Annotated in this window: 10 protein-coding genes; 1 reads left to right on the forward strand and 9 read right to left on the reverse strand. The window is 43.0% G+C overall.

What is annotated here, in order from left to right; all coding sequences use genetic code 11:
• Nucleotides 1–49 precede the first annotated feature (49 nt).
• The 5 genes from M917_RS01725 to epmB form a co-directional block, all read right to left on the reverse strand.
• Nucleotides 50–1,042, reverse strand: coding sequence for an AAA family ATPase (locus tag M917_RS01725; RefSeq protein WP_040641677.1), 993 nt, complete (start codon nt 1,040–1,042; stop codon nt 50–52).
• A gap of 86 nt (nt 1,043–1,128) precedes the next feature.
• Entirely contained in the window at nt 1,129–1,587 is a 459-nt protein-coding gene (locus M917_RS01730; protein WP_021813022.1) for a c-type cytochrome, read from the reverse strand.
• A gap of 104 nt (nt 1,588–1,691) precedes the next feature.
• The gene (locus M917_RS01735) at nt 1,692–3,776 is read right to left on the reverse strand and encodes an EAL domain-containing protein (RefSeq protein WP_021813023.1); all 2,085 of its coding nucleotides are present in this window, start codon (nt 3,774–3,776) and stop codon (nt 1,692–1,694) included.
• A 324-nt stretch (nt 3,777–4,100) separates the two neighbouring features.
• Nucleotides 4,101–5,915, reverse strand: coding sequence for a hypothetical protein (locus tag M917_RS01740; protein WP_021813024.1), 1,815 nt, complete (start codon nt 5,913–5,915; stop codon nt 4,101–4,103).
• 222 nt (nt 5,916–6,137) lie between these two features.
• A complete protein-coding gene (gene epmB, locus M917_RS01745; protein ID WP_021813025.1) occupies nt 6,138–7,145 on the reverse strand; it encodes an EF-P beta-lysylation protein EpmB in 1,008 nt (335 codons plus the stop codon).
• Between the two features lie 157 nt (nt 7,146–7,302).
• Between epmB and efp the strand changes: the two genes are divergently transcribed.
• The gene (gene efp, locus M917_RS01750; protein ID WP_021813026.1) at nt 7,303–7,875 is read left to right on the forward strand and encodes an elongation factor P; all 573 of its coding nucleotides are present in this window, start codon (nt 7,303–7,305) and stop codon (nt 7,873–7,875) included.
• Nucleotides 7,876–8,051: 176 nt separating this feature from the next.
• On the opposite strand, the gene M917_RS01755 is transcribed toward efp, so the two are convergent.
• The 4 genes from M917_RS01755 to M917_RS14170 form a co-directional block, all read right to left on the reverse strand.
• Entirely contained in the window at nt 8,052–9,842 is a 1,791-nt protein-coding gene (locus tag M917_RS01755) for a GAF domain-containing hybrid sensor histidine kinase/response regulator (protein ID WP_227500800.1), read from the reverse strand.
• A 21-nt stretch (nt 9,843–9,863) separates the two neighbouring features.
• Nucleotides 9,864–10,661 (reverse strand): tRNA threonylcarbamoyladenosine dehydratase, encoded by a 798-nt coding sequence (locus M917_RS01760; protein WP_406621711.1) that lies wholly within the window; start codon nt 10,659–10,661, stop codon nt 9,864–9,866.
• Nucleotides 10,662–10,849: 188 nt separating this feature from the next.
• Nucleotides 10,850–11,803 carry a TatD family hydrolase gene (locus M917_RS01765; RefSeq protein ID WP_021813029.1) on the reverse strand — a complete coding sequence of 318 codons (954 nt, stop codon included), beginning with the start codon at nt 11,801–11,803 and terminating at the stop codon, nt 10,850–10,852.
• A gap of 161 nt (nt 11,804–11,964) precedes the next feature.
• The gene (locus M917_RS14170; RefSeq protein ID WP_021813030.1) at nt 11,965–12,132 is read right to left on the reverse strand and encodes a hypothetical protein; all 168 of its coding nucleotides are present in this window, start codon (nt 12,130–12,132) and stop codon (nt 11,965–11,967) included.
• Nucleotides 12,133–12,309: the final 177 nt, after the last annotated feature.

Below are 12,309 nucleotides of genomic sequence, written 5' to 3' on the forward strand. Positions count from 1 at the left end.
GGCATATCATTAATGTGCTAATTGATGACACGCCCTAGGCAAGAAAAGATTAAATAACAATAGGCACTTCTGCCAAAATACGTTGGGCGATGGTCTGCGCTGCTTGTCCACCCACCACATGAGCAGGTACAAAACGCTGACCCAAACGGTGATCTGTCACCGCTGCAAATACCGCTTGGATATCTTCAGGCGTCATCTCCATATGACCTGACACATAGGCATAAGCCTGTGCGGCACGTTGCAATGACAGCACACCGCGCGGCGAGAGACCATGATATTCCTGACTGGCTCGGGTTTTTGCGACCAAGCGCTGTAGATAATCTAATACCACATCTGCAACATAAACTTGCTTGACCCCATGCTGAGCCAACAAAACAGCCTCTGTGTCCAATACCGCGTCCAAACCTTTTAATAGTTCACGGCGATCCTGACCTTTTAATAGCTCGCGCTCTGCCGCAGGCGATGGATAACCCAATGATAGACACAGTAAAAAACGATCTAACTGCGACTCAGGCAATGGATATACACCCGCTTGCTGTAGCGGGTTTTGAGTGGCTATCACAAAAAATGGCTGCGGCAAGCGATAGGTTTGCCCGTCTTGCGTTACCTGCCGCTCTTCCATGGCTTCTAGTAGCGCACTTTGGGTCTTAGGACTGGAGCGATTAATCTCATCAGCGAGTAGCAGTTGCGTAAAAATAGGGCCAGAACGAAACTCGAATTTTAGTTTGCTTTGGTCGTAGATACTCATACCTAAGATGTCGGCAGGTAGCATATCATTGGTAAACTGTACCCGACTAAAACTCAACCCTAGCAACTGTGCCAAGCCTTGAGCCAAAGTCGTCTTACCCATACCTGGCAAATCTTGCAATAATAAATGACCACCTGCGAGTATGCCGCTGAGGGCCAACTTGACCGCTTGCGGTTTGTCCAATACGATTTGATTTAATTGCGCCATTAATTGGGCAATTTTCTGTTGATTGTGGTGATAGTCAGCAGGACTAACGGTGGATGGACTGGCATCCTTTACTGTTGACTGATGCATGAACGCAGATGATGTTTCGGTAGCTGAATGGGTCATAGTAAGTTACTGGCTCATTTTTTAGGGGAGTAATGATGATAAATCAGGCGTTACTGGGCAGCAGCTTCTGTTATCGGCGCCGCGGCACGCAGCGTTGACAGATAAGCGATCACATCTGCACGCTCTTTGGCATCCGGCATAGGGTTTGATAGCATTTTTGATTCTGTCATGGCTTTTTGGGCATCGGCAATATAAGGATCAAGTGTCTTAGCATCCCATGTCCAACCTGATTTTTCTAGCGCTTTACTATAGGTATAATCCTCTAGCTCAGCCGCTTTCGCACCATATATGTTCATCAGCTGTGGGCCTTTTTTATTGAGACCTGCATTGAGCTGATGACACTGACCACAAGCTTCTCGATAAATGATAGCACCCTTAACAGCATCACCTTGAGTATATAGTGGCAGTGTAACAGGAGCACGGTGATCGGGTGGCGTTCCCTCACAGGCAGTGAGTAATAAAACAACGGCAAAAAGACCGCTCATTTGACGTTTACTGATGATAGGCATTTTTGACAATCTTTGGTTAAGGAGCACCCGCTATAAGCGCACAATATAAATAATACTGAAATGACAGTTGTAAGGCTTGTCATTGGTTAGGGCATGTTATGGGCTTAATTCACCACCATCGTACTACTAAGCTCTTCTAAATAATCACCTTGCAGGTAGCGCGCGCCCACACTCCAAGCGACAGACATGGTTGAGGCATCTTCGATATAAGGCATCAACACATCAACCTTGATTTCATTGGTAAGCATAATGAGGGATTTGACCGTTTCTAAATTGTCCGCTGAATCAATTCCTTCCACATAGTTACGAGCTAAACGCACCACATCTGGCTGCACAAAACTTGCAATTTCTATCGATTTGGCAGAAGAGCCAAAGTTCTTGATGCTCAATTGACAGCCGACTTGACTGAGTGCAGAAAACTGAGTTTTCGCCACCGTCAAATGATCCGAGACCTCTTTTTCGTTAAACTGCAACGTTAGCACACCCGCCGCACCGCCCACGGCTTTTATAAGTTGACTAACGACATTAGGCAGCTTTTTATCGGTCAGTGACGCACTATTCAATTGCACCAGCAATCTGGCTTCAGGTTGTGTTTTGCGTATCTCATTTATTTTTTTACAGGCATTAATCAATACCCAGCGATCTATTTTCTCACGCAGTTTATGCGTCTTGGCAACTGCCATAAATTGATCGGGTGTCAATACGGTGTTGTCGGCATCTGCCAATGGCAATCGCAGAAATACTTCGAAAAAATCGCTGCGGTCATTATTGATGTCATATATTGGTTGGAACGACAACTCAAAGCGGTTATTGGTTATGGCATCAATCAAAGATTCAGCAAGGGCATGATCATCACTATTGGCATGTTCGCTTGGGTCATATAAATGATAGATACCACCATGGTCAGAGGTCTCTACCATAATTTGATTAATGACCTCCATTGCCCGCTCAAGTAATATATTTGGCTCGGCAGTGTTTTTCTCAATTCTGACAATCCCAATACTGACCGTCGTACTAATAGTGCGCTTATCCACCTCAATGAACGTATCTTTGATACGTGAAACAATATGAGCAGCCAAACTTTCCAGCTCTGTCGTTGTTTTGTCTTCTACCAAGATCGTAAATACCGTATCACTAAAACGGCTCACATGCCCATCTGATATTAGCTCATCCAACATATAGGCGATATGCTTGACCGTCGCGTCTATGCCTTTTAAACCCAAACTGCTTCTAATTTTACCGACATTATCAAGCTGAATATAGAATAGCGCCGCCGTGACCACACCTTGCTGGGCTTGTTTGTATACACTTGCCATTTCCTCTTCGAAGCCGCGGCGATTGTCGATACCAGTCAAGCTATCTTTACGCTCAGCCGCTGCCAACCGCTTGGCCACTTCAGCACTGTTGGTGTTGTTTTGTTGGATAATGACCTGAGTAACTGGCTCGCCATCCAAGGTCGCTGCAGCCAGCTGTAATTTTGCTTCAAAAGTACTGCCATCCATCCGCACACTTTCGAACTTAAATTCTACGTCTTGCCGGTTTCCTTTATTAAATTGACGTAAGAATTGTTTGAAACCCTTAACGTTATCGACGCCTGCAATCAGGTCAATAATGGGAACACCCATCACATCATTCAGTGATTCAAAACCAAAAAGCTGAAGATAAGGATCGTTGGCGAAAATATGTATCCCTTGGTCGATATAAGCAACGGCACTTTTAGAGTTTTTGATCAAGACATTGGCACGTTGCTCGGCTTCAGAAAGTACAAGCCGTAACGCTTTAAGCTCGTGGCGACTGCGTAAGTTATCATGTTGTAAGCAAATAGACATAACGACGGTCATTTCTTGCTCTACTGTGAGCGCCTTGACCATGGTTCCGCTGATAATATCAGGCAATCCCTCATTATTATGGGCTACCGCTGCCATCTCTTCACTCATCAGGCAGATCATAGGCAGATCGATATTTTGATCTTGAACAATGCCCACGACATCCGTAAAACTCATATCATAAGCATTGCCAAAAACCAAAACATCCCAAGGTTGCCGCAGGGACTTTAGCAGCTCCTCTTTATCATCTAAAAATCCCAAATTGATGGTTTCGTAATAACAATCTAGGAGGTGCACAAGGCGCTCAGCGTAGAGCTGATCGTCATCAATGACTAATAGATTTAAGACGGACTGTGCGCGCATAAGAAGCCTTTTGAGTCTTGTGATCTTATTGGTGTGTTTTACTCGTGATACTTTACAGCTTGTCCAAACATCCACATAGCACAAAAAGCACTATAAGAATTAAGCTAAGCGATTTTGATTGATGGGTGCGTTTTTCTTAATGAAGATGACATGCTTTTAAATCAGCATTATTGTATAAACTTTTAACAGTCTATACGTCATTATAGACAATAATTCAACTAGTTGCAGGTTAACTTACTATCATCGTTATCTAGCGTGATTCTGTAAAAACGCTTCTACATGATAACTTTTTTATTCCATCATTTATCGATTTTTTATCAGCCGTCACATAAACGACTGTTTGACGACTTCGTACTGGCTAAATTCATCTGTAATCAGCAATCTGCGCCCCAAACGTAAAGGGACTTGTTTATTACTGATACGCATGATGACTTTGTCATTCACCTGAAAATGCGCATTTGGCACTATTAGTGTACCAATAGTGCCTAACTGCTCATTTCTACCAAGCATAAATGCTGGCACAAAATGTCGACTACGCACCTCTCTACTTTCTAAACGCAAGCCACAAGCCACGAGCTTATGACCAAGTACTTGCCACTCAACTTCTGGATTTTTGGCATCAAGATTCAGCCAGCGCACTATTCCCATAGACCAATCAGCTGGCGTGAGCGTATCAGAGCGGCAGATCAAAAAAAGACTCATGGTATATAAGGGTGGCGGTGCCGTTGTAGCGGCATCATTGTCAACCCTCACTACATTAAGGTCATCTCTGTGAAGACGCGCTTTATCTTTGAACCCCTCATCATCATTAAATGTTGTCTGTGATATTTCTTTATCAAAAACGTCTAACTTGTCTGATTTTGCAGGCAATCGCAGAGTGCGAAATAATGACAAGACGTCATTACTACCAAGAGTTTCGCTGATGACTATGCCACTACTGTCTTGTTTTTGACTAACCGTATCATAACGAGGACGCTGCTCATCTGGCAACTCCTGCATAGCAATCAAGCTTGTGAAGCTTTGCGAGCCACTAACACGGTAATGAATGTTGTTAAAGCCAGTAATCAAAACAGCCTCTTTTTTGACAGGGTACTTGGCTTTTGGTGTGAGCGGTGACTGTAAATATCGATAACTGAGTGTCATCAGTATCTTGTTAAGCAAGTAACACTCAACCCCTTCACTGCCCTCCTCAATTAAGACTTGTATGCGTGATTCAAAATACTCAACCATCGGTGCAAGTTCTATAAATAAACAATGATGGCAATCTTCGTATGGGTTGATGTCAGAGTTGGCCGTCAAATAGGTTGGTGGCATGTCACTTTTTAGATCAACAAATACCCGTGTCTCGGTTTCTGGCTCTATCGTCGCAATAATGCGAGTGGCCCACTCAGGTAATAAACGTTGTACTAGCAAGATATTAGGACGACGCATGGCACGTACGTTTAACAAACTATATAAGCAAATTTGACAATACAGCTGATGTATATTATTTGCGTGCCGAGTAACGATACTTTTTCTCAAATCAGTATCTACCACTTGATACTCATGGGCAAGGGAGTACAGCTGATTAATTTTGGCCCATAAGTAAGGTGATGGTTTTTGATAACAAATCGCGTCCTCACCCAATAGCTTTTGATACATCAGCAGTGTTTGATAAATGGCGACAGCCAGTGTGGTGGTGGTTGATGACTTAGTGGCTTTGAAATAACGCTGCCAGTTGCTGCTTAAAGCATGTTTCTTCTGATTACTTAATAAAGATATTTTTCGGTGTATAACACTGTCATAGACCATAATCATCAGATAATACAGTGACTTTGTCTGAGCCACATAACCTAACTGAGCAGCACTCAGCGCTCCTGTCTCGTAAATATAGTACTGCCGCAAAGTAGCCACCAATTGATCTAAAGCATCTAGCGTAGTAGCCGTCAGTTTGAGACGTTGCAGCCCGTCTATATCAGCTGCGCGTAATATAGTGAGAATTTTTTCTAATTGCTCAGCCTGTTGGGCTTGCGTTCGAGCAGGCAAGGTTGCCAGCAACCTAAGCAACTCATGCTCATGAACGCTGATTGTTTGATTCGGTGATGGTGGTGATAGCTCTACAGCAGACAAATACGCTTGAAACGTCGATAAGGTTATCATCAGTATTCCTAATAACTAAGGCGCGGCCTCATTTTAAACCTAAAAATGAGATAAATTTTAGTCATGACAGTAGGGCGCATTCAACACGCACTAGTATTGGCTATCCATAGCGCATACTTTTTTGAATCCACTATTTTTAAGCCAAACCTGCCTCCTCTCCAACTATCACTTTCTAACAATCACTCTTTGTTTACTAATTTTTAATATACCATAATGTTTATATTAAGTATCATTGTAAATATCAATTGGCACCTTAAAAGGTTTGTTCGGTAACTCTCTCACCAGCTTAGGCACTAGATAACCTGGCAATGCTGCCAGTAATGACCAATAAAGCGCAATTGATGCTTGCTGTTCATTATCAAAATGAGCTGCACCTGCCACTTTGTCTAACACATGCAAATAATAAGGCAATACACCAGAGGAGAACAAGCGCTGGCTTAGTTGTGTTTGGATCTCAGCATTGTCATTGATGCCTTTTAATAAGACGGCTTGATTTAATAAGGTAATGCCAGCCGCGCGCGCGCGCTGTAAATATTCTGACGTCAGGGTGTCGATTTCATTGGCATGGTTACAATGGATTACCATCACAATATGACAGCGACTCTGGGACAATCGTTCCAATAATGCCTCGTCCAGACGCGCTGGAATGACTAATGGCAAGCGAGTATGCAACCGAATGGTTGTCAATTGAGGAATGGATTCTAGCGTCTCCAACCAAGCAAACAAACGCCTATTTGTCACATTTAGTGGGTCGCCACCACTCAAAATCACTTCATTAATCTCAGGATGAGCAGCGATATAGTTGACGATGTTTTCTTTTGCATCCGCTGTTGGCATATTGGCACTATAGTCAAAATGCTGACGAAAGCAGTAGCGACAATGAATGGCACACGCGCCAGTAATGGTCAGTAGCACTCTTGACTGATACTTATGAAGCATGCCTTTGACTGGATTTTGCGTATTTTCACTTAAAGGATCTGCCACATAGCCCGTTACCTTAATTTGCTCACGCTGGTCTGGCAGTACTTGTCTGAGTAAAGGATCATTGATATCGCCAATGGTCATTTTTGCCACAAACGCACGCGGCACTCGTAGCTCAAAATGCGTGGGCACATAGACCTCTGCGCGTCGTGATTCGAGCTGTAAGAGACTGAGTAGCTCATCAACGGAGGTAATGGCTTCGGATAATTGCGTTTGCCAGTTCTTTTGTGTGATTAAATGGTTTATCATGACAGCCTATTATCTGTGCCTAAAAGGCGATATTATACGCCCTTACGGTGTACCCTATCAAAGTATACCCGTTACCCTCTAAGCACTTGGCGTAACCACAGCTTTTTGTGCAGTAAGCCCTACCTATCATCATACTTACAACCCCTAGGAGTCTCTTGTGGCAAGTTTTTCTACTAATGAATTTAAAGCTGGTCTAAAAGTTATGCTCGATGGCAATCCTTGCGCCATCCTTGAAAACGAGTTTGTCAAACCCGGTAAAGGCCAAGCCTTCAACCGTGTCAAGTTGCGTAATCTTCGTAGTGGTAAAGTATTGGAGCAAACATTTAAATCAGGTGACAGCTTAGAGGCCGCTGATGTGATGGATACTGAAATGAACTATCTATATAACGATGGCGAGTTCTGGCACTTCATGCATCCTGAAAGCTTTGAGCAGATCCAAGCTGACAAGACAGCGATGGGCGACTCGGTAAAGTGGCTAAAAGAGAACAGCAATGCGTTATGTACCATTACCTTGTTTAACGGCGCACCTTTATCAGTGACCCCGCCTAACTTTGTTGAATTGCAAATCACAGAAACAGATCCTGGTGTACGTGGTGACACGTCAGGTGGTGGTGGTAAACCTGCTAAGCTAGAGACAGGCGCTGTCGTCCGTGTGCCATTGTTTGTACAGCAAGGTGAAGTGGTTCGCGTTGATACTCGTACTGGTGACTATCAAACTCGCGTTAATTAATAGCCTATAAAAAGAACAGATAACCTCTAAAAAATAGCACTTTCTTTCTTCAATAAAAAAGCTGAACCCCTTATGAAGCGGTTCAGCTTTTTTTGTATGGTCGGTGAAAAGTAATATTGATACAACACGTACTGCTGGGGCTTGGTATAGACCCTTGTTAGCAAGCTTTCGAACCACTATTCCTCTTCGTTCAATTGCTTTTGTATCAGCCAATACTGTACCAACGCATTCAACTGTTCTTGTTTAAAAGGTTTGGTGCAGTAATCTTGCATACCAACCTTCAAATATTTTTCGCGTTCACCATCCATTGCATTGGCCGTCAAAGCAATAATAGGTGGTAATAATTGAGGGTCATAAAGTTCATGCAGTTTGATGGTGGCCTGTACACCGTCCAAAATCGGCATGTGATGATCCATCAAAATAATATCATAACGTTCAGGGGATAAAGCAAAGGCATCAATGGCTTGTTGGCCGTCAACGACATGAGTGACTGTATGCCCCCCATTATTTAGTGCTTTTTTAGCGATAATAGCGTTGACGGTATCGTCTTCAACCAACAGTATATGGCCTGTACGCTCGTGAGTAGGCTCAATCATGGTTAAATCATTTAAATTTTGCCACGTTTCATATTGGTCTTTATCAATAGCAGGTAGCGGCAACATAACGTGAAAAGTAGTGCCGACATCAACTTCGCTATGGACCTCGATATAACCACCCATCAAATCCACCAAAGACTTACAAACAGAAAGTCCCAGACCAGTACCACCATAGAGACGGTGTGTGAATTTGTTCGCCTGCCCATATGCATCAAATATTGCATCCAACGATTCTGATTTGATACCGACACCTGTGTCTGTGACTTCAATACATAGCGTCATCACTTCATGAGAGACCGTCTTATCGGTGGTGTTCTGAGTGCAATAGGATGAATCAATACTGTAACCATCAAAATCGTCACAGTGACAATTAGGCACGTGTTTGACATCAATACTGACTCGTCCCCCTTTACGAGTAAACTTGACTGCATTATTGACGAGGTTGGCTAAGATTTGTTTGAGGCGTACGGGGTCTCCTTGCACATAAGGCGACAACGACTCAGTATAATGGTAGTCTAACGTCAGTCCGCGCTGACGGGCTTTGACAGTAAATAGGCTGACAACTTCATTACACAGTGCAGACAAATTCACCGGAATAGAATCTATGGTCATTTTTCCAGACTCTACTTTCGATAAATCCAAAATACCGTTGATGATGGCCATCAAATGCTCATTGGAAACTTTGATATTATTCACGTATTCTTGCTGTTCACTGCTTAGTTCAGTGTAACTGAGCATATCCACCATACCAATAATACCATTCATTGGTGTGCGAATTTCATGACTCATATTGGCTAAAAAATCCGACTTCATCTCATTAGCATGTTTCGCGTTACGTTGCTTGTCTTGCAACTGCAAACCATCAGCTGCCATCATGGCAAATTGCGCCAAAATCTTTGCTTGCTGCTCGTCAAAGCTATGATTAGGTTTTGTATCCATCACACACAAAGACCCTAAACGATAGCTTTTGTTGTCTTCATGCAAAATGATTGGCGCACCCGCATAAAATTGCAAATAAGGCGACCCTATCACTGCAGGGTGTTGGCTAAAACGCTCGTCTTTTGATAAATCGGGGACGATAAAAAGTTCATTAGAGAGCACGGTATAGTTACAAATAGCGACGTCACGTGTCGTTGGAGAAACATCGTCCAATCCTTGAACAGCCTTTAAATACTGCGTCTCTTCATCCATAAAAGTAATGGCCACTATTGGCATATCGAAGAATTGCTTTACAAGATCAACAAGGCGATTAAAGACAGGCTCATCATTGTCATTGAGCACCTGATACTTCCTGAGTTTACTAATCCGCTCTGCGTCATCTGCCGCAACTGGGTAACTGTATTTAGATGTGTTAAATATAGATATAGACAAGATAGTCTCCATTAAATAATGTCAGATGCTCGCCTGTTTTAGCAGCAGCTGTAATGCTTCGCTCACCATCACCATCGCTACAACTGAGGTAACAACGACTGCTGAGCCATAACCACCACAGTGCAACCCCCCTGTTTGGCAGCTCTTATCCACGCGAGGCGGTTCTGTAGAATAAACACATTTGATACCGAAATTTTCTTTTAACGCACTGTTGATGCCTTTTTCGTGGCGTAGCTTGTTACGTAATTTGGCAAGTAACGGATCTTGGTAACTGTCGCGTAAATCGCTCACTCTGATTTGACTCGGATCTGTCTTACCCCCAGCCCCGCCCGCACAGACCAGCTTTAGTTTATTAAAACGGCAATGCAGGGCAATGGCTAATTTAGCATTCATGTCATCTACGCAATCGAGTACGACAATAGGTTTGCCTTGGGCAGCGGCGGCTTTTGCCTCATGACGGCTGGGCAACAGCGTCTCTACATTATCTACTGTCAAAAAATCATCAATTAAATTTAACATTATCTTGGGATTGATTTCACGCATACGCATCGCCATCGCTGCGATTTTACTTTCCCCAAAAGTGCTGTCTAGCGCTGGCAGCTGGCGATTGACATTAGAGGCAACCAACACGTCTAAATCAATCAAAGTAATCGTCCCAACTGCTGTTCGAGCTAAGGCTTCCGCTGCCCAAGAACCCACACCACCTACGCCGATGACATAAACATGAGCGGCAGCAAACGTATTGACTGATGGTGCGCCATAGAGCGTTTTTGTTCCTTGGAAACGACGCTCATATTGTTCATTGTCTTCTTCAGTCATGTCTTGTATGACTGAATACTCAGGGGCACTCGGTTCTGTCATTGATGGCTCAAATTGTCGTGTTTCACTCATAACAGTTTAAATACTCTTGTAGATTGTTGTCATTGCTCCGACTTAAATTGTTGCTTTACCCAGTAGCGTTTAACCGACTAATGATACATAACGATGATCTGTCATGGTTGTAAAAATCACTTTGGATAAGGCCACGTCTGTCGCAAAGCGCGACAACTGTTGTGCCACAATTGCTTAGCGAGAATAACTGGTGACACATCAAGTAACTCACTTAAACTCAGCAATACCCATGGCAAATTAGCAGGCACGTTTCTATTAGGAACAGATGTGTCATTTGCTGTCTGACACATGATAGGTGTCATGTCTGGACAGTCTGTTTCTATCACCAAGCACTCAATACCATGACTGGCAACGGCTGCTTGAATAGCACGTCGCAGTTTTTTAGCATTTGGATTGGTGACTTGACCGGTCACACCAAGCTTGAATCCTAATTTCACAAACGCTTTTGCCTCTTGCGTGCCGCCGCTAAAGCTATGCGCGATACCGCCCAACTTGTGGGCGTCATAATCATGCGCTTTTAATATGGCTAACGCTTCTGCATGTGCCTTACGAATATGTAGCAGCACTGGCAATTGATGGGTCACAGCCAGATCCAATTGTGCCATAAAAAACTGTACTTGCTTGGCAAACATATCAGGAGCTTTCATCGTATCAGTAAAAGTATCCAGTCCAATTTCACCAATCGCTAGTGGACGCCGCTCAGCTATCATTGTCGTCATGTCTTTTAAATGATCTGCCGTATGCTGTTCAATATAAAAAGGATGTAGACCTAACGCAATATGGATACTGGTACATGATTTATTATTTTGGTTATTAGAAACTATTGTAGACACTTGTGTAGATATTTGCGACGGTTTTTTAAGTAACTGCTCAGTCTCGTACATACGATCAAAATATTGGTGTAAATAACCTACTAATACGAGATGGTGCACGCCCTGCGCGTAAGCCTGCTGTGCTAGTAACGCCTTGTCATTATCAAATACTGAAGCATCAAAATGAGTATGCGTGTCAATAAGAGGATAAATATCGGGTAATATTTTTGTAGACTGGGATGAGTTAATAGGGGTCATTGAGAGACTCCAAAATCAATGTTTTTTGCGATGCATGCCATTAGACTTTGCTTAATTAGACTTTACTTAAAAAGGCACACAGCTATGTGACTGAGTTTTTAGTAATGCTGACAACTATCAAAATGTGGCGAGTCAAAAACCTTTTACTTGTATGTCGTTCTTTACATAGCATCTGTTTTGGCACTATCAGCGTGGTCATTGTTGGCGTTTACATTCTTTTTATCAGATAAAATGATGTCAGCTTTTCGGCTACTGCGCCGAGGAACAACCAATAAAGCCGTAGCAACAGCTACCAAGAGAACCCATTTTTTTGCATTTTTAGAACCCATCACCAGTATCTCTCTATTGCACCATCATTTGCTACATTTATAATGCTTCATTAGATTTAATATACTTAGATATAAAAACCGCTATTTTTATCTGTGTTATGAATGCGCAATTCCATGTAAGAGCAAACTTATATAGACTGCATTCTTCATTTATTACCCCATATATTGGGACATTAC

The sequence above is a fragment of the Psychrobacter aquaticus CMS 56 genome (assembly GCF_000471625.1).
GTDB lineage: Bacteria > Pseudomonadota > Gammaproteobacteria > Pseudomonadales > Moraxellaceae > Psychrobacter > Psychrobacter aquaticus.

Coding starts and splice junctions, on each gene's coding strand:
- M917_RS01725 (WP_040641677.1), bottom strand. CDS start 1,042: ATGCATCAGTCAACAGTAAAGGATGCCAGTCCATCCACCGTTAGTCCT.
- M917_RS01730 (WP_021813022.1), bottom strand. CDS start 1,587: ATGCCTATCATCAGTAAACGTCAAATGAGCGGTCTTTTTGCCGTTGTT.
- M917_RS01735 (WP_021813023.1), bottom strand. CDS start 3,776: ATGCGCGCACAGTCCGTCTTAAATCTATTAGTCATTGATGACGATCAG.
- M917_RS01740 (WP_021813024.1), bottom strand. CDS start 5,915: ATGATAACCTTATCGACGTTTCAAGCGTATTTGTCTGCTGTAGAGCTA.
- epmB (WP_021813025.1), bottom strand. CDS start 7,145: ATGATAAACCATTTAATCACACAAAAGAACTGGCAAACGCAATTATCC.
- M917_RS01760 (WP_406621711.1), bottom strand. CDS start 10,661: ATGACTGAAGAAGACAATGAACAATATGAGCGTCGTTTCCAAGGAACA.
- M917_RS01765 (WP_021813029.1), bottom strand. CDS start 11,803: ATGACCCCTATTAACTCATCCCAGTCTACAAAAATATTACCCGATATT.
- M917_RS14170 (WP_021813030.1), bottom strand. CDS start 12,132: ATGGGTTCTAAAAATGCAAAAAAATGGGTTCTCTTGGTAGCTGTTGCT.